This window comes from Streptococcus sp. ELY_86 (assembly GCF_058314495.1).
In genome coordinates this window covers 44,548-66,244 of record NZ_JBZFUK010000005.1, presented here as the reverse complement: position 1 = coordinate 66,244, position 21,697 = coordinate 44,548, and the positions used below count along the sequence as shown (strand labels likewise).

The following is a 21,697-nucleotide window of genomic DNA, read 5'->3' as shown; positions in this document are numbered from 1 at the left end:
CTGCTCCTTCTTATCTTCTGTTTTCACCTTCTAGGTGAATTTCTTTTGCTAAATAGCGGATCCGCTCCATGACACGCTTAGCCTGCCAGGTTTCGTCACTGCCGCGGATATTGGCTAATTTAGCCTCTAAATCTTTAAAACTGTAGTTAGAGGTAAAAAAGGTAGGCAGCTCCTCTAACATGCGGTACTGCAAAATAACCTGCAAAACTTCATCCCGAATCCAGGAAGTGCTTTGTTCGGCACCGATATCATCCAAGATTAAGACTTCAGCTTTCTTGACAGCATCAATCTCGTCTTTAACAGTTCCTGTATTGATGGCATTTTTCACGTCAATAGTAAAACTTGGAAAATGCAGCAGGGTAGTCGCTGCGCCCTTTTGCTCAGAGAGTTCATGAGCCATGGCCGCCATCAGATAAGACTTACCAATCCCCATGTCTCCATAAAGATAGAGTCCTTTTTGGTCGGGACTGGGATAATTTTCAACAAAATCAGCAACCATCTTAAAAACATCTAACCGTTTGACATCATCGAGACTGATATCATCAAAAGAGATGTTTTTATAAGATCTTGGAAGGCTGACCACATTGATTCGTTCTGAAACCGCCTGCTTCTTCTGAGACTCTTTGAGCTCCTTGGTTTCCAAATAAGAAACATCAGCATAGCCTTCATTCATGGTCAGAATCGGCTGATAGCCCTTGGCCACGTAGTTCTCATCGTGATTTTTAAAGCGCTCGCGCTCCAAAAGGTACTGATTGAACTTAGGAAGACTAAGCTTAATCTGCTCCTGACTCAGATGGTGAGCACTGATAAAATCAGCAATATCTTGGTCTGACAAAATAGTCTGCATCATTTTTTCAGTATCATAGTGCTTTTTAGTATTCTTTTTAGCCAGTGTTTGCCCAATCTTTTCCATCTACTCACCATCCTTTCTCAATCTGGCAAGCGTCTGACGCTTAATTTCGTCCAGGCGCGCCTGCTCATCTGCTGTTGTTTCATTTTTATAATCCTGATTGCTCCACTCGGGGACATTACTCTTTGGTTTAGTTTTTCCCTGGTTTTGCTTCGTCCTGCGTTCAGAAAAAGCACGCATCTTCTCAACAGCCTGCTCTGCAGAAGCAACTTTTTGATAGGCAAAATCGTTGGCAATTTTCATCAGATAACGCTTGTTGAGGTTGGCTGAGTTGGTCTTAGATACAGTATATAAAACCATAACATTGATGACCTCATCTAAAAAACTCATTTCAGCCAAATCAGCCAGCAGTTTTCTCTCATCTGCAGTAATCGCTGCGTGCCGCGCCTTCTTGATCTTAGCCAGAAAAACCTCAGGCCGGTCAGACTTAGCTTCATGAATAACAACCTGCTCTTCCTTGGAAAATTGGCTGAGCGTGTCGTCGTGCTTAGCCTGTTCTTTTTTCAGCCGCATGCGCCTGGTCGAAATCTTATGCTGACTGGCTGTCTCTTTTGCCAAAAGATAGGTTTCATACCACGTTAATTTGTACTTTTCAGAAATCACATATAAGGCAACCGCATCTGTCCGTTCATCAGCAAACTGCAGGCCGTCTCTAGCCATCAAATGCTTAAAACTCTCTAAGTCAAAGTCTGTTTTGCTTTTAACTGCTTCCTGCGGCCGAGGCTGCTCTTCTGTATAGCCGAAAACATCAGAAAACCGTTTGGACAGATTGCTGGCTTCCTTAGGAACTTCCAGTTCCAAATGCTCCAAAGCAACCTGACCGATTTTTTGTTCCAAGAGGTTGCGATAAACGGCATTCCTGCAAAAAGCTTCAGCTGTCAAAGGCGCCTGCAATTTTACATAATAAAAGCCGTCTTTCTCATAAAAAGCCAAAAGATCCATGGCCGTCAAAAGAGACAGGGATTCTTCAAAACGAGTCATACCAAATTGTGTATGGTTAAGAATTTCACTGAATTTGTGCCTTTTCTCACCATTATCAAAAAAACTGGCGAAATACTGATAAAGAGCGGCAGCGTCACTGCCGATAATGGGCAAATAAAAGCGCATGAGGCTGACCGTATCAGGCAGGAGATAGTTCTGCCTGACATAGAGAAATTCATCAATCGGTTTCATCTAACTTACTCTTTTTCTTACTTCTGACACGGTTGGTAATTTGCTGCAGGAGTGCTTCGATTTCATCGACATCCTTAAAGCTGCGGTAGACACTGGCAAAGCGAACGTAAGTAATCTCATCAAGCTCAGCCAGCTCATCCATGACCAGATTTCCGATGACAACGCTGGAAACTTCGCTGTCATAATCGCTGCGGATTTTTTGCTCAATATCATTGACAACTTTTTCAATAGCACTGCTGGAGACAGGACGTTTCTGAGCACTGCGGATAATACCATTGAAAATTTTATCACGGGAAAATTGCTCTCTGGTTCCATCCTTTTTGACCACTAAAAGCGGCAGTTCTTCAATTCTTTCAAAGGTTGTAAAACGTGTATGGCAATTTTCACATTCTCGGCGGCGTCTGATTGTGTTGCCTTCCTCAGCTTGACGGCTGTCAACAACACTGGATTTTAAATAATTACATTTAGGACAGCGCATGAAAACACCTCACTTCTTGATTCAGGTTAGTACTTTATTTTACCATATTTTGGTCTGGAACAAAAGTAAGCAGCAGCCAAATGAATCCTGTATGCCTGCCAGCGGCAATGTTTTTTGTTCAGCACACCTCCGCACAAAAACAAAGGGCAGAAATTTCTTTCTCCCCTTTGCTTTAATCTATTTTTCGCGGATGACATAGCCCATGCCGCGGACAGTCTGAATATAGCTTTCTTTTCCGGAAACATCGATTTTACCGCGCAGGTAACGAATATAGACATCAACGACATTTGTTTCAGCCTCTTGATCATATTTCCAGACCCGATCCAAAAGTTCTTCTCGGGTCATAACCTGATTGAGGTTTTCCATAAGAGCACTGAGCAGATCAAATTCTCGCTTGGTTAAAGGTATGGTTTCACCATTTCGAATGGCAGCCCGATTGTGTACATCCAGCTGCAGATCACGGTAGGCACTGTCTTTCTTTACGGAATGCTTGGCTCTTTCAATATCCTGGCGGCGGAAAATCGCACGAACCCGAGCCAGTAATTCTTCAATAGCAAAAGGTTTTACAACATAGCCATCTGCGCCGCGGTCCAAGCCGGTGACAATATCCATAGTAGAATCACGGGCAGTAATCATTATAATATAAGTTGTTTTTTCCAGCTGCAGCCGGCGCGTTACTTCATAGCCGTCCATCTTCGGCAGCATCAAATCAAGAAGGATCAAGTCAAAGTCTCTTTCAAGAGCCCTGTCTAAGCCGGAACGTCCGTCATGTTCCACGTCAACTTCATACCCCTCATGCTGCAGTTCCAGAGAAACAAATTTTGCCAGATTTTTTTCGTCTTCAATAATTAAAATACTTTTAGCCATATACCCCTCTGCTTATTATTCTAATATAGTTTTCTAATATTATTCCAATAAAATAAAGTTTTTATAATTAAACTATAAAGTCTGGGCAACAAACTTATTACAGTTCTATAAGGTCATTATTTTTTTATTATGATGACGGATAATCCCTTTATTATCAAGGAAAAAAGAACTTCATCAAATCCCTTTTTAAAATTTTATTTTTTAAAATAATCCACCAGTTTTTTCATTATACTATTTCTATTTTCTTTTTTCAATGGCTGTTCTTAATTTTTCTCAGTCAATTTCTAAGAAAAAAATTTGAGTTATTCAACAACTTGAAACCTTGAACCTGTTTCCTGACATCCGGCAGCAGAAAAAAATTATTCTTCGTCAAATAATCCATCCAAAGCCGCAAAAGGACTCTCTTTTTCCTTTTTTTCTTTCTGCAGATTTTGGTAATCTTCCTCACTGAGGAGAGTCCAATCCTGTCCTGAAGGCAGATTCTGATTTTGCTTTTCTTCTTCAGTAAGAATTTTCAAAGGAATATTGAGTAAGATATTATCAATAGCACTTTCTTCCAAATCAATGGTTCCATCTTCCAAAATTAAGACAAGATCCTCATCTACCAGATCTTTCTTATCTTCTAAGCGGCTGTTTTCTACAAAGACTTCATTGATAAAGAGTGTTTTTGCTTGTTTCACTGTTTCTAAAGAACGGCTGGAAGGCAGGCTGATTGTGTAGCTCAGCTCATAATTTAACAGATACAGCCCATCATCATAGCTGACTCTTCCCTTGGCAAAAACGTCTTCAAGCGCTAAAACATCGGGGTTTCTTTCCTTTACAGCTCCTTCAACAGACAGCTCCTCTTCAAACGCCAGGCCTTCCGGCTGCTTTTTTATATCACTAATCGTAAACATTGTTGATTTCCTCCTGTGATGTTTAAATTGTTAACATTATATCAATAATCTACTGACTTGTCCCTCAATTCCTGTTTAAACTGCAGCATTTAAAAAGAGCAGAAACCAATCACCCGCATTAAAGGAATCGATTGCTTTTTTCTGCTCTTGTGTTTTAAAATGAACTGATTCTTAAAAACTTTCAGGAATGATTCTTTTGTTTAAGTCCTTAATTTCTGATTTTTAAAGTATCTTTCTTTGCTACATTTGTTCCAAACGTTTAATACGGTCCGCAAGGGGCGGATGGGTATAAAACAGATGCTGCATACTGGATTTTTTCTGCGGATCGTTGATATAGAGCGCAGCGCTGGCATCATCAACAGGATGGGCCATGGGCTGAGACTGCTCTAACTTGTGCAGAGCCTTAATCATTCCTTGCGGATTGCGGGTTAATTCAACTGAACTGGCATCAGCCAAATACTCACGCTGGCGGGAAATAGCCAGCTGAACTAAACTAGCTGCCAAAGGCGCCAAGACAATCGCTAAAATGGAAAAGACCAGCAAAATAATCTGCACATAACCGCCGCCTTCATTATTATTTGATCTGCGGTTTCTGCCGCCGCCAAACCACATCATACGCCCGCCGATGCTGGAAATAAGGGTTACGGCACTGGCAAGAGCAACGGCAATCGTTGAAATTCTGATATCGTAATTGCGAATATGGCTGACCTCATGCCCGATAACACCTTCTAATTCCTCCCGGTTCATAACAGCTAAAAGACCTGTCGTTGCAGCAACAGCAGCATTCTTAGGACTGGATCCGGTCGCAAAGGCATTAAGCGAAGGGTCATCAACCACATAGACACGCGGCATGGGAATCTGAGCTACCATAGCCATATCTTCTACAATATGATAGTAATCCGGCATTTCATCTGCTGTCACTTCTCTGGCATTATTCATAGCCATTACGACATTAGTTGATTGAAAAATCATACTGAAAGCATAGATGAAGCCGATGATTAAAGCAATGATGACACCGCCTGTCAAACTATCCAGCCAAAGATAGCCGACCGCAGCACCGATAACCGCTAAAAGCAGAAAGAAGACAACCAGCAAAATGATTGTCTTTCTTTTATTACTGGCTATTTGATCAAACAGCATAGCAATCTCCTAAGTCATATTGCCAAAATCAACTTTTGGCACAGACTTTTCTTCCTCAGGTGTTTCCAAAAACTCGCTGGCTTTAAAGCCAAACAGTCCTGCAATCAGGTTGCTCGGGAAAGTTTCCAATTTGACATTGTAGTTAGCAGTTGTTGAATTAAAGAGCTGACGCGAATAAGAGATCTTGTTTTCCGTATTGGTCAGTTCATCTTGAAGCTTCATAAAGTTTTGATTAGCCTTAAGATCCGGATAATTTTCAGCAACCGCTAAAATGCTGGCCATTTGTTTCCCAAGAGCGTCACTGGCCTGCATAGCTTCATTAGGCGTGTTGGCATCTGCCACTTGACGGCGGAGCTCTGTAACCTTTTCAAGGGTGCTTTGTTCATAATTGGCATAGCCCTTGACCGTTTCCAGCAAATTAGGAATAAGGTCATTTCTGCGCTTCAGCTGCACATCAATCTGACTCCAAGCCTCCTGTGTCTGCATACGGCTTCTGATCAAAGCATTATAGCTTACAATTACCCAAACAATAAGCAAGGCAATAATAATTAAAACAATCCAAATAAGCATGTTAGTTCTCCTTAAAAATTCCTGTTTCCATTATATCAGAAAAAGAAGAATTATGTTAGAATAAATGGAGATAAAAGGAGAAAGCATGACCCCCGAAGAATTTTACCAAGCATTGGCTGAGCACCGCATTAATCTGTCTGATCATCAAAAAAAGCAGTTTGCTTCTTATTTCAAACTGCTGGTCGAATGGAACACAAAGATCAATCTCACAGCCATCACTCAGGAAAATGATGTCTACCTCAAGCACTTTTACGATTCTATTGCACCTATTTTAGAAGGCTGCATCAAAAATGAGCCGCTGAAACTTTTAGACATAGGAGCCGGAGCCGGCTTTCCAAGTCTTCCTATGAAGATTATTTATCCCGAACTTGACGTTACAATCATTGATTCCTTGAATAAGCGTATCAACTTTCTGCAGGCTTTAGCTGAGGAGCTGGAGCTGACTGATGTTCATTTTTATCATGGCAGAGCTGAGGACTTGGGTCAAGACAAGGCCTTTCGGGCTCAGTTTGACCTGGTTACGGCCCGCGCTGTCGCCCGAATGCAGGTATTAGCCGAGCTGACGGTTCCTTTTTTAAAGGTTGGCGGTCAGCTTGTGGCACTGAAAGCCAGCGCTGCTGATGAGGAGATTGCCGCCGCTCAGAAGTCGCTGAAAGTGCTGTTTAGTCAGGTTTCAGGGAGTTATCACTATCAGCTTCCTAACGGAGACGAGCGCAATATTACCTTAGTAACAAAGAAAAAAGAAACGCCCAATAAATACCCGCGCAAAGCCGGTATTCCCAACAAAAAACCTCTATAAAAAACGAAAAACTGTCATCCGACACCGCAGCAAGAAGCCGCATCGGACAGCAGTTTTTTTGTTTTAATTAACTCTCTTTAGCTTTATTTCATCTCCAAGGATTGTAAAAGCGGCCTTCGTTCAAACGGAACAGCCAAAAACTAATCAATAAGATGAAACAAGCTAAGCCGATTGCTAAGATATCATTTTTTCTAAAAGGCTGATAGGTATACCAGGTTCTTTTTTTATTTTTGCCAAACCGCCGTAGCTCCATTGCCGTTGAAACGGTATCAATCCGATCTAAAGAACTGAAAATTAAAGGAACGATAATTTGCAGATTACCCTTGATCCGGCTGAGCAGGTTTGCCTTTTGAGACAGCTCCAAACCGCGGGCTTCCTGTGATGTCCGAATCATGTAGAATTCTTCCTGAACATCCGGAATATACCGTAAGGTCAGGCTGACAGCATAGGCCACCTTATAAGGAACGCCGATTTGATTAAGGCTGGCAGCAAACTGACTGGGATGGGTAGTCATCAAAAAAAGTATTGCCAAAGGGACCGTGCAGAAATACTTGAGAACCAGATTTAAGAGGTAAAACATTTCCTGCCAGCTCAGGTAAAACCGCCCCCTTCCTGCCCATAACAGTGTTTTGGCACCGTAGATTTTCTCACCGTAGTCAGGCGCAAAAAGATAAACCATGACCACGTTCAAAACGGCAAAAACCGTCACAAACTTCATGACAAAGGAAATATCCCGCCAATGAATCCCTGCTGATTTGAACAAACAAACCGACATTAAACCGACGGCTAAAATCAAGCGGGTATCATAGGTCGTCATGCAGGCAATAGAAACAAGGAGAAAAAAGAGGAGTTTGCTGGCGCCTGACAAATCATAGAGAAGTCCTTCACCATCATGATAACCAATCAAATGCTTATTCATCCGATCCTCCTTGATGCTCAATATAATAACGAGTCAGTGAAATAGGGTCACAGCCTAACTTTTCAGCCAAATCAAAGAGGCTGGTTTGCTTCAAATTGGCAGCCGCCAGTAATTCTGGCCGGCTGAAGAGATCGACAGGACTTTGATCTGCCAAAATCTGCCCTCGGCTAATGACAAGTACCCGGTCTGAGTATTCCAGCACCAGCTGCATGTCGTGCGTAATCATAATAATGGTATGCCCCAGAGCATTCAGCTCATCCAAAAAGGCCATCATTTCGGTGTAGTGTCTCTTATCCTGCCCTGCTGTAGGTTCATCCAATAAGATAATTTCCGGATTTAAAACTAAAATTGATGCAATCGTGACACGCTTTTTCTGCCCAAATGACAAAGCAGAGATGGGCCAATTGCGAAATGCATACAGACCGCAGGTTTTTAGAACGGTAAAAACCTTTTCTTTGATTTGCGCTTCATCAAAACCGCGAAGACGCAGACCCAGAGCCACCTCGTCAAAAATCATGGTCTGGCTGATCATCTGATTGGGATTCTGCAAAACATAGCCGATCCGCTCAGACCGCTCTTTAATGGAATCAAAAGAGATGTCTTTCCCTTGATAGTAAATCTGGCCGCTGGCAGTTATAAATTGACAGAGTGCCTTAGCCAGAGTAGATTTGCCCGCACCGTTTTTGCCGACAATGGCAATGCGCTCCCCTTTATTAATCTGAACAGACAAATTCTGCAAAATCGGTCTGTCCGGCGTGTAAGAAAAATTAAACTCATCAATGGTAAGCAAAGGCAGAGAAGGCTTAGAAGCAGGCAGGCCGCCGGTTTCTTCAAAACGGATACCTGAAAGATCGAGCTGGCTGAGTGCCGCCAAATGAGCGGCTCTTTTTACATCCAGCCCCAAATGCCGCAGAACCGTCAAATAAAGGGGTTCACTGATGCCGTTTTCCCGCAGCAGATTGGTCTGCAAAATCTCATCAGGACTGCCATCAAAAAGAACCTGACCGTCATTGATCAGCACAATTTTATCAACAGGGCGGTAGAGAACATCTTCCAGCCGGTGTTCAATAATAATCGTGGTCGTTCCTTCTTCTTGGTGAATCCGATCGATCAAATCAATGGTGTCCTGGCCGGACTTTGGATCGAGGTTAGCCAAGGGCTCATCAAAGAGCAAAATCGGGCTTTCATCAATTAATACACCGGCTAGACTGACACGCTGCCTTTGCCCGCCAGAGAGGTCCTGAGGCCGATGATCAAGCAAATCCGTCAGTTCTAAACGCTCAGCCCAGGTATTGACCTTTTCAACCATCGTCTGATGGTCTGCGCAGTCATTTTCCAGTGCAAAGGCCAAATCCTCAGCCACTGTCAAGCCGATAAACTGACCGTCCGGATCCTGTAGCACAGTTGAGACAAGATGTGACTTTTCATATACAGACAGATTAAAGGAATCCTTGCCGCCAATAGTCAGGCTGCCGCTCATCTGTCCCTTGTAAATATTGGGAATAATGCCGTTTAGACAATGGCCTAAAGTTGATTTGCCGCAGCCGGAAGGGCCGACAATCAGCACTTTTTCTCCCTTTTTCACTGATAAATTGATATGTTTCAGGGTAGGTTCTGCCTGAGCATCATATTTAAAGGAAAAATCTTTAAATTCAATAAATGGTTCCATAAGATATTATCCCTGATTTTCAAAAAGGTCAGTCTTTGGACAGGCTTCCTGACTGTGTCCGTGTTTTAGCATAGACAGCTAACAAAATAGTAGCACCGATACAAATTGTCAAAGCGTTGGCTACGCTGGCCAGCAAGCCCTGAACAAATACCTTGCTGGCAGGCTCATTGAAAATAATAATATCCCCTAAAGGAGCCACAATTCCCCAAGCAATAACATTGATAATAATCTGTACAATGTTAAAAGTCAGCGCATCCTTAGTCGTAAAAAGCCCTTTTTCGACACGAAGACGATTTTTCAAAAAGCCGATGCCCAGACCAACCAGACCGCTTGGAATCACCCATGACCACCAGATTCCGTAGCCGGCAAACATATCTTTAACCATGTGCCCGATAAGGCCGGTAAAAAAGCCGACCGCAGGACCGAAAAGAACAGCCAGAAAGGCCTGAACCGCATACTGCAGCTGAATACTGGTATTGGCAAAAAGAGGAATATTGATAAAAATACCGATAATAACAAACAAAGCTGCACCGATACCGGTTGCGACAACCGCTTTAATAGAATTATTTTTCATGTCTTCTCCTTAATGAATTTTTTTAATTTCAATGCGCCATTGCGGCCCAACCCCGACGTTGTAGGCCTTGGCAAAGGAACCCTGATTGATGGCAACCCCTACACGGTAGAGAGAATTGATATAGATGATGGGCTGACCGACACGGACGGCCGCAAATGACTTGCCGTAAGTGACCTGATTTTGGTAAACCAGCATGTCATTGTTGTAAATGGTCAGCTCAAAGCGATCATCAAATTCGGGCGCAAGCGTATAAAATTCTTCGCGGGTAATCGAGGTCCATAAAGAGCCAAACTGCACATCCAAAATATCCACAGCTCCGCGGACAAGATCTTTCTCAATAACCGTTGTCACCGTCGGCAGCTCTACAATAGCCTCAACAGGCAACTCAGGCCCTACATCTTCAAAGGCAAGGTGACCGCTTGCTAATTTTGCTCCTGTAAAGGCATAGACATCACGTCCATGAAAGGTATAGGACAGTTCTGTATTACGCCGGCGGTTTTCAATTTCCGAAATTTCCCGAACAGCTTTAATGCCGATGTGCTTTTTGATATAGGACAGGGTGCCGTTATCAGGTGTTACGATATACTGATTTTTCTCAGTCAGAGCCACAACACTTTTTCGGTCAGAACCGACTCCCGGATCCACAACCGACACAAATGTCGTGCCTTCAGGCCAATATTCCACCGTTTGAAAGAGACGGTAGGAACCCTCAAAAATATTATAGGGAGTGATTTCATGGGTCAAATTATGAATGCCGAGTGTCGGCTCTTCCTGCAGTGCCACACCAATCATAGCTGATACCGCACCGTCAACCAAACCAAAATCTGACTGCAAAACTAATAAATTATTGCTCATTGAACTGACTCGCCTTCCTTTCAATTCCTATTTTATCACAAGACGGACTTTTGCGGCGCATTCCATTAAAAAAAGATTAAAACAGCTTTGCCTCAGCCTTACGCTCCCGCAAGAAAGCGATTTCTATTATTCCATGCTAAAAACAGGCAACAGATAAGCATCTCTGCCGCTGAACAGCATAGGAGAAAAGTAACTTTTATGATCTTTAGCCTTTTAACCCTCGTAAAGCTCCGGCCTGCGATCGGCAAAAACAGGAATCTGTCCTCGCACCTCCTGAACCTGCTGCACATCAATTTGGCTGCTGAAAATGCCTTCCCTGTCATCCGTTTCCAGCAAAATATTCCCCAAAGGATCAATCACAAGCGAATGTCCGTTAAAGCAATCTTGTGCTCCCCGGCCGATACGGTTGACAGCAATGACAAAGGCTTGATTTTCGACAGCCCGCGCCTGTAGCAGAATCCGCCACTGCGAAATTCTGCCGGCAGGCCATTGGGCAGATACAAATAGAAGCTCTGCTCCCTGACTCATTAATTTGCGGGTCCACTCCGGGAAGCGAATGTCATAGCAGATGACATGGACGGCTTTGACCTTGCCAAGCTCAAAGTGGCTTTCTTTTTGCCCTGCAGTCAAAAAACGATCTTCTGCCATTGGACCAAAAAGATGCACCTTGTCATAGGCATTGACCAGTTTGCCATCTGCAGCAAAGGTATAGGCAGTATTGTAAAATTTACCCTGCCGCTTGACAGCGACAGAGCCTGCCACCAAGGTTACCTGATGCTCCCCAGCAAACTGGCTGAGCCAGGCGATGCTGTCTTTTCCATTTTCATCAGCAGTCTCTTCCAGCTCGTCCAAAGCATAGCCGGTATTCCATAATTCCGGCAGAACCATGACATCAGGATTTTCCGCAAGCGCTTCTTGCAGGAGTTTCTGAACCTTTTCTTTATTGAGCTGGGGTTGGCCGTCTCTGACATCAAACTGTATAAGACTTACCTTCAAAAAATCACCTCCAAAATCATCACAGCCACTTTTAGCTAAAACACAGCCGCTTTATCAGCGGTGGCTGACTTTTCTTGTCAGCGTATCGCCGATAAACTGAATACTAAAAATAAGCAGCAGGATGATGAGAGTTGCAACCCAGGTCACATCATTGTTAAACCGATTATAACCGTAAGAAATGGCAACATTTCCAAGTCCTCCGGCTCCGATAGCTCCCGCCATAGCCGTTTCACCAACTAGTGAAATCAAGGTCACTGTTGACACACGGATCAAGTCCGGAAAACCTTCACTGAGATAAACCTTGACAATATCCCAAAAAGTAGCACCCGAAGCCTGAGCCGCTTCAATCACACCGCGGTCCAACTCAGAAAAGACAACCTGAACCTGACGGGCAAAGAAAGGAAAGGTCGCAAAGGACAAAGGAACCAAGGCTGCTGTCGCCCCCAGATTTGTCTGCATCAAAAGCATGGTCAAAGGTGCCAGTACAGCAATTAAAATGACGAAGGGAATGGCTCGAAAAACAGATGTTATCTTATCAATAATCCAGCAGACTGTCTTGTTTTCAATCACACCGTCAGGCCCCATCAGCACTAAAAGAAGGCCAAAAATCAGACCGACACCGCCGCCGATAATAAAAGGAACAACGGTCATATACAGCGTATTTAAAAGAGCTGTCAGCCAGCCTGCATCTCCTGTCAGACCAAGCTCATAAACATTTGGTAAATAAGTTTGAATTACATGCATTCCTTAAGCTCCCCTCTTTAAAACAGTCACTGCTAAATCTAATGATTTTAAATTATCAAGCGCCTGCTTGATATTAGTCGCATCCCCCTCTAAAATGACAATCATTTCTCCGACAGGTGTGGCTTCTAAAATCTCGATATTGCCGTAAAGAATATTGGCAGTTACCTGATAATGCTTATAAAGATTGTTTAAAATCGGCTCATCTGTGGCTGTACCGGCATATTTCAGCTGCAGTAAGACCGCGTCTGCCGGTAAGTTCTGGACAATATCCTGCTGCTTGATCTTAAGCAGGGCTTCTTCAATACCAGTCGCTGTTTCAATAAAGTCCTTGGTCAGCTCTTCTTTAGGATTAGAAAAAATATCCAAGATCGAACCTTCTTCAATCAGCGCTCCAGCCTGCATGACAGCCACACGGTTGCAGATATCCTTGACAATCTGCATTTCATGGGTAATCATGACGATCGTCAGGCCTAATTTTTTGTTTAAATCCTGCAGGAGTGCCAAAATCTGCTTGGTCGTTTTAGGATCCAAGGCAGACGTTGCTTCATCCGAAATTAAAATCTTAGGATCATTAGCCAGCGCACGCGCAATAGCCACACGCTGCTTTTGCCCGCCTGACAGCTGAGCGGGATAATTATCTGCACGGTCAGACAAACCTACTAAGTCCAGCAGTTCTGCGACTTTTTTGTCTTTTTCCGCAGCGCTTAAGTCTGAATGCCGCAAAGCAAAGGCAACATTCTGCCTAGCAGTCTTTTGTGCCATGAGATTGAAATGCTGAAAGATCATGCCAATTTCATGCCGTTTCTGCCGCAGTTCCTGACTGGACAGCTGAATTTTCCCCTTATCAAAGGTGACATCGTCATCAACCGTGACCTTTCCGGCCGTCGGTATCTGCAAAAGATTGATAACACGCACAAGCGTAGACTTACCGGCACCGGAATAGCCGACAATGCCGTAGATATCGCCCTGATTAATATGCACACTGACATCCTTAACCGCCTCTATTTGGCGCTTTTTTTGATGAAAGGTGATATCAATATGATCGAGTTGTATAATCGCCTTACTCATAACTTCTGATTAGCTCCTTAATTAATTCAATGTGGGTGTAGTAGTCGGCTAGGTTGACATTTTCATCGCCGCCATGATCCCGGCTGTTTGGATTGCCGATGCCAAAAGCCACCATAGGAACGCCTAAAGCTTCATAGACTGTGTGCATAGGCCCCGTGCCTGCTGCGGTTGGCAAAACGGAGACCCCCGCTTCATAAAACTGCTTGCTTAATTCTACAATATTCAAAATGGCCGGAGCACTCATATCGCTGCGGTAGGATTCTTCTCCCAAGGTATAGGTTACTTTGACATGTTCAAATCCCAGTTTTCTCAGGTGGCTGTTGATTTTTTCAAAAACATATTGAGGACTGAGCCCAGGCACCAGACGCATTTCCATCTTAGCACTGGCAGCTGCCGGAAGGATAGTCTTCACTCCCTGACCCTGATAGCCCGAGGAAAGCCCTTCGATAGACAGAGCCGGTTCAAAAAAGTAGGTCTTCAGAAAATCCTGACGCTCTTTTTTCAAAGCCGGAAGTTTCAGGCCGTAAACCCTGCGCAGCCCTTCGCTGTTTTCAAGGGCAAAGCGCTCCACCAAATCCAGCTCGCGCTCATTGGGCTCTAATACCTGATCATAAATACCATCAATCAAAATCCGGCCGTCATCGGCCCGCATGCTGGAAATGGCATTCAGCAGATACCAGGTTGCAGACTCAACAACTGCTCCGTACTTGGAATGAATGTCCACTTCGGCACTGGAAACTGAAAGATTAAAAGTGATAATTCCCTTATTTCCGCCTGTCAGCTCTAACTGTCCAAGGCTGTTTTTAACACCCTGCTCCCAGATCAAGACATCAGCCGGCAGCAGACTGTCCGCATACTTGGACAAATACTTATCAAGGTCTGTCGAGGCTGATTCTTCGGCTCCTTCTACGATAAAGGTAATATTAACAGGAAGATCGCCCACCTCACGCATATATTTTCGGACAGCTGTCAGGCGAGCCGTGATGTGTCCTTTATCATCATCAACACCGCGGCCGTACATATAACCTTTTCTCACGGTCAGCTTAAATGGATCGTCTGTCCAGACCTGATCATCGTCAGCCGGTACAGTGTCGTAATGATTGTAAAAAATAATCGTCTTGGCCTGCGGGTTGGGACTTTTAAATTTAGCAATGACAAAAGGAGCCGTATAGGTCTCATCAATCGTCACCTCCGCACCAACATTGGCAAAAATTTCTCCCAGATAGCCGGCAACATCCTGAAGACCTGTTTGCTGGGCAAATATCGACTTTTTAGAAATCAAGGTTCGCAAAACTTCAAAATAATGCTGAGCAACTTCATCCTGCCAAAACTTAGCAATTTGTTCTTTTTCGCTTGAAACTACCATTGTTCTCCTTTATACGACAAGAGGCTGGGACCGTGTCTCAACCTCTCGCTTTCAGTAATCTGCATTTGACATGTCTAAGGCAGCAATGACTTAAAGAAATGAAGAGCCCTTTAAGACTTTTTCAGCTTGCAAACAAGAAACCTCCGGTCTCAAATACTGTTCCCCACTCATCTGCCCCGCCTTGGCAGGGGCAAAAGCTCCGAAAAATAGTTACGGAGCCCTGCTTTGTCATTTGCTTGCCTTTTTCCTGCTATCACTTACCAGACAGGTTGGTCAACATTTTTTGATGTCTTTTCGATAACTTTCTTAACGGCATCTGTATGATAAACCTTGATTAATTTCTTAATAGCAGCTGCCTTATCTGATTTTTTCCAGTTCTTTTGTGCGGCAATGATGTTAATCCATTGCTTAGAACCGGCATTGACTTTTTCTTTGTAAAGAGACGTTTTAAAATCAATTTTAGCCGGAACAGCGTAACTGTTATTGACAATCGCAGCATCTACAGAAGTCAGGTTTCTGGCTGTTTGGCTGGCATCAACTTCTTTAATATCAAGATCCTTAGAATTGGACTTGATATCTTTGATGGTTGCCAGCGTATCGCCTGATACATCTAACTTAATAAGACCGGCATCCTGAAGGACGTAAAGGGCACGGCTTTCGTTGGTAGGATCGTTAGGAACAGCAATCTGAGCACCATTTGGCAGCTCTTTAACGCTCTTGTATTTGGCTTTGCCGTTTTCAGTTCCTGAGAAGAGATTAACAGGGCTGATATAAGTTTCAGCAACAACCACCAAATCTCCCTTGTTTTCCTTATTCCAGTCATTTAAGAAATTGTAATGCTGGAAGGCGTTGATGTCGACTTCTCCGTTTTTCAGAGCCTTATTGGGCTGAGAATAGTCCGTAAATTCCTTAAACTTAAGTTTGACATTGTCCTCTTTAAGGAGTTCTTCAATCTTGTCCCAACGCGCCTTGTCAGAATCCGTCATGGTCATCACACCGACAGTCAGGGTATTTTTATCGCTTTTTTGACCGCAGGCTGCAAGCAGAAATACTGCTGCCAGGGTCAAACCTAAAACACTTAATGCTTTTTTCAAATTCATTGTCAATCCACCTTTTCTATTAAAGTACACTTATTTTCTCATAATTGCTTATAGCTATCAAATTGTTATTTCAAGCGTTTTCTTATAGTTTTAAACTATATCTATTGTTTGACCGATTCCCTTCTGCTGATAAAAAGGAGCTGAACTTCTCCAGCTTTACATTCGGTCAGTTCGCTCCCTTGTGCCTTATTTAATATCTTTTTTGTCCGGAAGGTAGCTGCCGCCCAGATATTTTTGAGAAATTTTCTCCAGGGTTCCGTTTTCGTAGAGTTTTTTAATCCGCTTGTTCACAAACTTCTGCAGATCCTCTTGGCCCTGTGCAAAAATGAAATAGACATACGGTTTTTGGTCTGCCGGAAGCTCAATGACTTTCAGGTTGTTAAGTCCTTGATCTTTAATAATAGTTTCAGCGGAAATTTTTTCAAAGATCTTAAAGTCATATTTACCATCGCTGAGATTGCGGATCTGATTGGCAATATCTTCCTTGGTAAAGTTTATGTCAACCTGATTGTCTTTGTGTTTTTTATTGAATTCTTGCAGCATAGACACCGTTGTGTTTCCTTGAACCACTTGGGTGCTGTGTCCGGCAATATCATCATAAGACTTAATATCACTGTCCTTAGGCACAACGAGCACTAACGGATTGGAAGCTGTCGGATTGGAATACAAATATTTGTTGGCACGTTCTTTCGTGTAGCTGATGTTGTTCGCACCAATTTGGTATTTGTCACTGTCAAGTCCTGAGAAAATGCTGGTCCATTCAGTCTTTTGGTATTTGACCTTGTATTTATCTGTTCCCTTAAAGACAGCCTTTGCAACTTCAATGTCATAACCTGTCAGTTTGCCGTCTTTTTCATAAGAAAAAGGATTCGTTGTTCCAACAGTTGCCAGCGTTACCGTTTCTTTTGATGATTTCGAACCGGAGCCGCAGGCTGCCAGCAAGAAAAGCGAAGCAGCGGCAAGTACACCTGCTTTAGCAATAGTTTTCAATTTCATAAGTTTCCTCCAAGAATACTGATTGCTTCTATCTTATCACTAATTGAGAACCTTGCCTATTATATTATTTCTATCACGGTGATAAGATATTTCTATCACTGCTCTTTGGCTTTTTTAACGTTAAAAGGCAAATCAGCTTTTATCTGATCTGCCTTGAATTGTCTTTTATTTCACAACAATATTAACCAGCTTATTAGGAACTGCAATGATCTTGATGATATCTTTGCCGGCAATTTCAGCCTGAATCTTATCGTTGGCAAGGGCAATCTTTTCCAGCTCCTCACGGCTGGAATCCTTAGGAACAACAGCCTTAGCCCGAACTTTTCCTTTGATTTGAAGCACAATTTCAATGTCATCTTCAACCAGCTTACTTGCGTCGTAAGTCGGCCAAGCTACATAAGAAATTGACTCTCCGCTTTGTGTCAGCGTTTGCCAGAGCTCCTCAGCTAAATGCGGAGCAAACGGCGCTAATAATTGAACAAAGCCTTTGGCATAATCAGCAAAGAGTTCCTCTTCTTTATTGGCAGCATTGACAAAGATCATGAGCTGAGAGATAGCCGTGTTAAAGCGCATAGCTTCAAGATGTTCTGTCACCGTTTTGACCGCTTCATTGTAAACCTTATCTAAATGACCGTTGTTGTGTTCAACAATATCTTTTGACGTCAGCAGGCGGTAAACACGGTCAAGAAACTTGCGTGACCCTTCAAGACCTTCTTCGCTCCAAGCAATAGAAGCATCCAGAGGCCCCATAAACATCTCATAAACACGCAAGGTATCTGCGCCATACTGTTCAATAACATCATCCGGATTGACAACATTTTTGAGCGATTTAGACATCTTGGCGGGCGCTTGTTCCAGCTCTTCTCCTGTCTCAATGTTGAAGAAAGAACCGTCACGTTTTTCGACTTTATCAGTGGCTACCAGGGCTCCGCGGTGGTCACGGTAGCTTGTTCCCAAAATCATTCCCTGATTAAAGAGTTTTTGGAAGGGTTCCTTGGTCGGTACAACGCCGAGATCATAGAGAAATTTATGCCAGAAACGCGCATACAGCAGGTGAAGCACCGCATGTTCGGCCCCGCCGACATAGATGTCAACCGGCAGCCATTGCTTAAGCAGGTCTTCGTCGGCTAATTTTTGATCATTGTGCGGATCAACATAACGCAGGAAATACCAGCTTGAACCGGCCCACTGCGGCATGGTATTGGTTTCGCGGCGGCCTTTAACACCGTCCTCGCGAGTGACTTGCAGCCAGTCTGTCAAGTTAGCCAGCGGTGACTCTCCTGTTCCTGAAGGCCGGATGTCTTTGGTTACCGGCAAAACAAGGGGCAATTCATTTTCTGGAACTGCAGTTGAGGTGCCGTCTTCCCAATGGATAATCGGAATTGGTTCACCCCAATAGCGCTGACGGCTAAAGAGCCAGTCGCGCAGACGGTAAGTCACTTTCTTATTGCCAACACCTTTTTCTTCCAGCCAGGCGACCATCTGATCAATAGCGGCAGCCTTATCAAGACCATCTAAAAATTCGGAATTGATATGAGGACCGTCTTCGGTGAAAGCAGCTTCTGCAACATTGCCCCCCTCAAGAACCGGAATAATCTCAAGATCAAACTGTTTGGCAAATTCCCAGTCACGCTCATCGTGAGCCGGAACAGCCATGATAGCCCCCGTACCGTAGCTTGCAAGTACATAGTCAGCAATCCAAATAGGAATTTCTTTGCCATTGACAGGGTTGACGGCATAGCTGCCCGTCCAGACACCGGTCTTTTCCTTGGCCAGGTCTGTACGCGCAAGATCAGACTTGAGGCTGGCCTGATGTTTATAGTCAGCAACAGCTTCTGCCTGAGCCTCACTTGTAATCGCATCAACCAGCTCATGTTCAGGCGCCAAAACGGCATAAGTTGCCCCAAACAAGGTGTCAGGACGGGTCGTAAAGACGGTAAAGTCCTTGTCTGTGTCCTTGATCTTAAAGGTCACATTGGCACCGGTTGACTTGCCAATCCAGTTGCGCTGCATGTCTTTGATCGATTCGGGCCAGTCAAGGTCTTCTAAATCCTCCAGCAAACGCTCTGCATAGGCCGTAATTTTCAGCATCCATTGGCGCATAGGCTTGCGGACAACAGGATAGCCGCCGCGTTCTGAGGTGCCATCAGGCAGGACTTCTTCGTTGGCAATGGCTGTGCCCAATTCTTCAACCCAGTTGACAGGGACTTCTGCTTCATAGGCCAAGCCTTTTTCATACAATTTAGTGAAAATCCACTGGGTCCACTTGTAGTAATTAGGATCAGTCGTATTGATTTCACGATCCCAGTCATAAGAGAAACCAAGCGAATTGATCTGCCGTTTAAAGGTTTCAATATTTTTAGCGGTAAATTCAGCAGGACCATGGCCCGTATCCATGGCATACTGCTCAGCCGGCAGGCCAAAAGCATCCCAGCCCATTGGGTGCAGGACATTATAGCCTTGCGCACGCTTGAAACGGCTGAGAATATCCGTTGCCGTATAGCCTTCCGGGTGTCCTACATGGAGCCCTGCTCCGGATGGATAAGGAAACATGTCCAGCGCATAAAATTTAGGTTTTGAGGCATCCGTCCCGGTTTTGAAAGTCTTATTTTCAGCCCAGAAGGTCTGCCATTTCTTTTCAATTGCTTTGTGATTATAGTAAACCATAATATTCTCCAAAAAATATAGTCTTCATTATTATAGCACGAAATGACTAAAGAAAAAAGGCGAAAAAAGAGCTCCTTCTCCGCCTTTTCGGTTGCTAATAGGTAAGACTGCGCGGCTTCAGCAAGCAGCTGCGAGCCGCTCTGTAATATCTGCAGCGAATAAATCCACTGTGGGTACTATCAAGCGATTTCTTCACTATTGCACTTTTTACAGCTGCTGTGTCAGCCAGTTTTGGGCCCCGATCAGCTCAATCAAATCAAGCTGGGCCTCTGTCCAAAGCATGTCTTCTTCTTCATCTTTGTAATAATCTTTCAAAAGATCATAAGTGGCATAGTCTGTCTTAAAATCTTCAAAAAGACCGTTCGCTTTTAGGGAAGCAAGCCCCTCTTTTGAAACGTCAAGGTCATGTTTCAAATAATCAATAGGATTTTGAAAAAGCGGTTCTGACTCTCCTGCTTCCATCTTCAGTTCTCCGCCCAAGTCCAAGATACGGTTGATGAATTGATTCATAAAATCGCGTTCTTCTTTGGCGTGGCCGTCATATTTTGTTTCCAGTTTGCTAAAACCGAGCGCTCCAAAAATTCTGGCTTGCATCTGATGGTGGGTTGCCTGCGTATTCATCGCTGTTACAAGATTTTGCAAATATGAAACTGCTTCTTTTGTCATAAAAAACTCCTTTCAAATTGACCATATACACTTTACGTCTTAAATTTTATCACTTTAATTTTTTAAATCAATTTTTTGTTTTTCCTGCTTTTGCCCTGTTCACTCGAGCACCATTACATCAGATGTGAGCCATCAGTAACTGTGAACACATACAATCAAGCAAATGGTAAGATTTACAGCCTTCTTTATTTCGCTAAGTAGCTCTGCAGCTGGTCCATAGCAGCTTGAGTGTCCGCCAGTCCTAACTGGTATATCTCATCAAATTTATCAGGATTTTTCTCCAGACGGCCGATTTCAACCGTACGGCTGGGACGAAGAGCGAAGAGCTCCCCGCCTTTTTCCAGATCAATGATATGCTCGACTGTCGCATTATAGTGCTCAGGACGCTTAGAAGCTGCCTTGACAAAATCAGGGTATTTACGATAAAGGAGCTTGTACACTCGGCCGCTGGATGGTTTTTTGCGGTAGTCAATCGGGCGCGTTAAAACTACAATCAGCTTATCAAAACCCAGACTTCTGGCAAAATCAACCGGAATAGAATCAGACAGCCCGCCGTCCAAATACTTTTTGCCATTCCATTCGACAATTTTCGATGCTACCGGCAAGGCAGAGCTGGCTCTCAGAGCTTCCATTTGTTCAAAAACATTATCAATCTTAATATAGTCGGGCTTACCGGTTTCGATATTTGTCGCTACTGCATAAAAAGGAATATCGGCCTGCTCAAAAGTTTTTTCGTCAAAAACATCCAGCTCCATGGGAATCTTATAATAGGTGAAGTCCTTATTAACCACATTGCCGGTTGTCAGCCAGGAGCGCAGGCCCATATAATTAGGATAAGAGATGTATTTTTTGTTGTAACGCAAGGCACGGCCGCGCTGTCCTGATACATAATTAACCCCAAAAAGAGCACCGGCGGACACTGAAACAATACCGTCAACCCTAATTTTTGCATCTAAAAAGGCATCCAGCACCCCAGCCGTATACAGACCGCGCATGCCGCCGCCTTCCAAAACCAAACCAACAGACATCTAATCCCTTCTTTCACGAATCAATGTCTTTATTATAACAAAAGATGGCAAGAAAATGTTGTGCCGGGGCTTGATGGAACCTCATCTGTCAGCAAAAATACCGGGCTAAACGATTTTTCTTTGCTGAAAGAATGAAACCAAAAACAGGACCAATGGCCTAATTTTTTTCTGGAGCGCCTGCTGGCCTTAATATGAAAAGAAGCTGAAACAAACGTT

Annotated in this window: 21 protein-coding genes; 1 reads left to right on the top strand and 20 read right to left on the bottom strand. The window is 43.7% G+C overall.

The genetic code is table 11. From position 1 onward, the window contains the following. Window positions 1-10: 10 nt before the first annotated feature. From dnaI to AC4HAN_RS07775, 7 genes are all read right to left on the bottom strand, one after another. Window positions 11-913 carry a primosomal protein DnaI gene (gene dnaI, locus AC4HAN_RS07805; RefSeq protein WP_491092016.1) on the bottom strand — a complete coding sequence of 301 codons (903 nt, stop codon included), beginning with the start codon at window positions 911-913 and terminating at the stop codon, window positions 11-13. Beyond that, window positions 914-2,083 carry a DnaD domain protein gene (locus AC4HAN_RS07800; protein WP_491092015.1) on the bottom strand — a complete coding sequence of 390 codons (1,170 nt, stop codon included), beginning with the start codon at window positions 2,081-2,083 and terminating at the stop codon, window positions 914-916. It lies immediately after the preceding gene. After that, entirely contained in the window at window positions 2,070-2,561 is a 492-nt protein-coding gene (gene nrdR, locus AC4HAN_RS07795; protein ID WP_027975324.1) for a transcriptional regulator NrdR, read from the bottom strand. The genes AC4HAN_RS07800 and nrdR overlap by 14 nt, the downstream gene beginning before the upstream one ends. A 177-nt stretch (window positions 2,562-2,738) precedes the next feature. Next, window positions 2,739-3,428, bottom strand: coding sequence for a response regulator transcription factor (locus tag AC4HAN_RS07790; RefSeq protein WP_491092014.1), 690 nt, complete (start codon window positions 3,426-3,428; stop codon window positions 2,739-2,741). A 359-nt stretch (window positions 3,429-3,787) separates the two neighbouring features. Further along, window positions 3,788-4,324 carry a YceD family protein gene (locus tag AC4HAN_RS07785; RefSeq protein ID WP_491092013.1) on the bottom strand — a complete coding sequence of 179 codons (537 nt, stop codon included), beginning with the start codon at window positions 4,322-4,324 and terminating at the stop codon, window positions 3,788-3,790. A gap of 240 nt (window positions 4,325-4,564) precedes the next feature. Beyond that, window positions 4,565-5,464, bottom strand: coding sequence for a zinc metalloprotease HtpX (gene htpX, locus AC4HAN_RS07780; protein ID WP_491092012.1), 900 nt, complete (start codon window positions 5,462-5,464; stop codon window positions 4,565-4,567). A 9-nt stretch (window positions 5,465-5,473) separates the two neighbouring features. After that, complete coding sequence (locus tag AC4HAN_RS07775) at window positions 5,474-6,034, bottom strand: LemA family protein (RefSeq protein WP_491092011.1); 561 nt, start codon at window positions 6,032-6,034, stop codon at window positions 5,474-5,476. Between the two features lie 85 nt (window positions 6,035-6,119). Between AC4HAN_RS07775 and rsmG the strand changes: the two genes are divergently transcribed. After that, entirely contained in the window at window positions 6,120-6,833 is a 714-nt protein-coding gene (gene rsmG, locus AC4HAN_RS07770) for a 16S rRNA (guanine(527)-N(7))-methyltransferase RsmG (protein ID WP_491092010.1), read from the top strand. An 88-nt stretch (window positions 6,834-6,921) separates the two neighbouring features. On the opposite strand, the gene AC4HAN_RS07765 is transcribed toward rsmG, so the two are convergent. From AC4HAN_RS07765 to AC4HAN_RS07705, 13 genes are all read right to left on the bottom strand, one after another. Beyond that, window positions 6,922-7,752, bottom strand: coding sequence for an energy-coupling factor transporter transmembrane component T family protein (locus AC4HAN_RS07765; RefSeq protein WP_491092009.1), 831 nt, complete (start codon window positions 7,750-7,752; stop codon window positions 6,922-6,924). Beyond that, entirely contained in the window at window positions 7,745-9,421 is a 1,677-nt protein-coding gene (locus AC4HAN_RS07760) for an ABC transporter ATP-binding protein (protein WP_491092008.1), read from the bottom strand. Before AC4HAN_RS07760 ends, AC4HAN_RS07765 begins: the two co-directional genes overlap by 8 nt. A gap of 28 nt (window positions 9,422-9,449) precedes the next feature. After that, window positions 9,450-9,995 carry an ECF-type riboflavin transporter substrate-binding protein gene (locus AC4HAN_RS07755; protein WP_491092007.1) on the bottom strand — a complete coding sequence of 182 codons (546 nt, stop codon included), beginning with the start codon at window positions 9,993-9,995 and terminating at the stop codon, window positions 9,450-9,452. Window positions 9,996-10,004: 9 nt separating this feature from the next. Further along, entirely contained in the window at window positions 10,005-10,850 is an 846-nt protein-coding gene (locus AC4HAN_RS07750) for an SAM hydrolase/SAM-dependent halogenase family protein (RefSeq protein WP_491092006.1), read from the bottom strand. A gap of 213 nt (window positions 10,851-11,063) precedes the next feature. Continuing rightward, a complete protein-coding gene (locus tag AC4HAN_RS07745) occupies window positions 11,064-11,846 on the bottom strand; it encodes a carbon-nitrogen family hydrolase (protein ID WP_491092005.1) in 783 nt (260 codons plus the stop codon). Window positions 11,847-11,900: 54 nt separating this feature from the next. Then, a complete protein-coding gene (locus tag AC4HAN_RS07740; protein ID WP_491092004.1) occupies window positions 11,901-12,590 on the bottom strand; it encodes a methionine ABC transporter permease in 690 nt (229 codons plus the stop codon). 3 nt (window positions 12,591-12,593) lie between these two features. Then, complete coding sequence (locus AC4HAN_RS07735) at window positions 12,594-13,658, bottom strand: methionine ABC transporter ATP-binding protein (RefSeq protein ID WP_491092003.1); 1,065 nt, start codon at window positions 13,656-13,658, stop codon at window positions 12,594-12,596. Further along, entirely contained in the window at window positions 13,651-15,024 is a 1,374-nt protein-coding gene (locus tag AC4HAN_RS07730) for a M20/M25/M40 family metallo-hydrolase (protein WP_491092002.1), read from the bottom strand. The genes AC4HAN_RS07735 and AC4HAN_RS07730 overlap by 8 nt, the downstream gene beginning before the upstream one ends. A gap of 257 nt (window positions 15,025-15,281) precedes the next feature. Further along, window positions 15,282-16,124 carry a MetQ/NlpA family ABC transporter substrate-binding protein gene (locus tag AC4HAN_RS07725; RefSeq protein WP_491092001.1) on the bottom strand — a complete coding sequence of 281 codons (843 nt, stop codon included), beginning with the start codon at window positions 16,122-16,124 and terminating at the stop codon, window positions 15,282-15,284. 186 nt (window positions 16,125-16,310) lie between these two features. Next, window positions 16,311-17,120 (bottom strand): amino acid ABC transporter substrate-binding protein, encoded by an 810-nt coding sequence (locus AC4HAN_RS07720; protein ID WP_491092000.1) that lies wholly within the window; start codon window positions 17,118-17,120, stop codon window positions 16,311-16,313. A gap of 165 nt (window positions 17,121-17,285) precedes the next feature. After that, window positions 17,286-19,787, bottom strand: coding sequence for a leucine--tRNA ligase (gene leuS / locus AC4HAN_RS07715; protein WP_491091999.1), 2,502 nt, complete (start codon window positions 19,785-19,787; stop codon window positions 17,286-17,288). A 207-nt stretch (window positions 19,788-19,994) separates the two neighbouring features. Further along, window positions 19,995-20,453: a ferritin-like domain-containing protein gene (locus tag AC4HAN_RS07710; protein ID WP_491091998.1), complete on the bottom strand. Its 459-nt coding sequence runs from the start codon at window positions 20,451-20,453 to the stop codon at window positions 19,995-19,997. Between the two features lie 185 nt (window positions 20,454-20,638). Beyond that, the gene (locus AC4HAN_RS07705; protein ID WP_491091997.1) at window positions 20,639-21,481 is read right to left on the bottom strand and encodes a patatin-like phospholipase family protein; all 843 of its coding nucleotides are present in this window, start codon (window positions 21,479-21,481) and stop codon (window positions 20,639-20,641) included. Window positions 21,482-21,697 lie beyond the last annotated feature (216 nt).

What these genes read in the sequence shown, in the direction of transcription:
- AC4HAN_RS07775 (WP_491092011.1), bottom strand. Translation starts at nt 6,034, where the DNA reads ATGCTTATTTGGATTGTTTTAATTATTATTGCCTTGCTTATTGTTTGG.
- AC4HAN_RS07790 (WP_491092014.1), bottom strand. Translation starts at nt 3,428, where the DNA reads ATGGCTAAAAGTATTTTAATTATTGAAGACGAAAAAAATCTGGCAAAA.
- dnaI (WP_491092016.1), bottom strand. Translation starts at nt 913, where the DNA reads ATGGAAAAGATTGGGCAAACACTGGCTAAAAAGAATACTAAAAAGCAC.
- AC4HAN_RS07735 (WP_491092003.1), bottom strand. Translation starts at nt 13,658, where the DNA reads ATGAGTAAGGCGATTATACAACTCGATCATATTGATATCACCTTTCAT.
- AC4HAN_RS07710 (WP_491091998.1), bottom strand. Translation starts at nt 20,453, where the DNA reads ATGACAAAAGAAGCAGTTTCATATTTGCAAAATCTTGTAACAGCGATG.
- nrdR (WP_027975324.1), bottom strand. Translation starts at nt 2,561, where the DNA reads ATGCGCTGTCCTAAATGTAATTATTTAAAATCCAGTGTTGTTGACAGC.
- rsmG (WP_491092010.1), top strand. Translation starts at nt 6,120, where the DNA reads ATGACCCCCGAAGAATTTTACCAAGCATTGGCTGAGCACCGCATTAAT.
- AC4HAN_RS07720 (WP_491092000.1), bottom strand. Translation starts at nt 17,120, where the DNA reads ATGAAATTGAAAACTATTGCTAAAGCAGGTGTACTTGCCGCTGCTTCG.
- AC4HAN_RS07740 (WP_491092004.1), bottom strand. Translation starts at nt 12,590, where the DNA reads ATGCATGTAATTCAAACTTATTTACCAAATGTTTATGAGCTTGGTCTG.
- AC4HAN_RS07765 (WP_491092009.1), bottom strand. Translation starts at nt 7,752, where the DNA reads ATGAATAAGCATTTGATTGGTTATCATGATGGTGAAGGACTTCTCTAT.
- AC4HAN_RS07760 (WP_491092008.1), bottom strand. Translation starts at nt 9,421, where the DNA reads ATGGAACCATTTATTGAATTTAAAGATTTTTCCTTTAAATATGATGCT.
- AC4HAN_RS07785 (WP_491092013.1), bottom strand. Translation starts at nt 4,324, where the DNA reads ATGTTTACGATTAGTGATATAAAAAAGCAGCCGGAAGGCCTGGCGTTT.
- AC4HAN_RS07705 (WP_491091997.1), bottom strand. Translation starts at nt 21,481, where the DNA reads ATGTCTGTTGGTTTGGTTTTGGAAGGCGGCGGCATGCGCGGTCTGTAT.
- htpX (WP_491092012.1), bottom strand. Translation starts at nt 5,464, where the DNA reads ATGCTGTTTGATCAAATAGCCAGTAATAAAAGAAAGACAATCATTTTG.
- AC4HAN_RS07730 (WP_491092002.1), bottom strand. Translation starts at nt 15,024, where the DNA reads ATGGTAGTTTCAAGCGAAAAAGAACAAATTGCTAAGTTTTGGCAGGAT.
- AC4HAN_RS07725 (WP_491092001.1), bottom strand. Translation starts at nt 16,124, where the DNA reads ATGAATTTGAAAAAAGCATTAAGTGTTTTAGGTTTGACCCTGGCAGCA.
- AC4HAN_RS07800 (WP_491092015.1), bottom strand. Translation starts at nt 2,083, where the DNA reads ATGAAACCGATTGATGAATTTCTCTATGTCAGGCAGAACTATCTCCTG.
- leuS (WP_491091999.1), bottom strand. Translation starts at nt 19,787, where the DNA reads ATGGTTTACTATAATCACAAAGCAATTGAAAAGAAATGGCAGACCTTC.
- AC4HAN_RS07755 (WP_491092007.1), bottom strand. Translation starts at nt 9,995, where the DNA reads ATGAAAAATAATTCTATTAAAGCGGTTGTCGCAACCGGTATCGGTGCA.
- AC4HAN_RS07750 (WP_491092006.1), bottom strand. Translation starts at nt 10,850, where the DNA reads ATGAGCAATAATTTATTAGTTTTGCAGTCAGATTTTGGTTTGGTTGAC.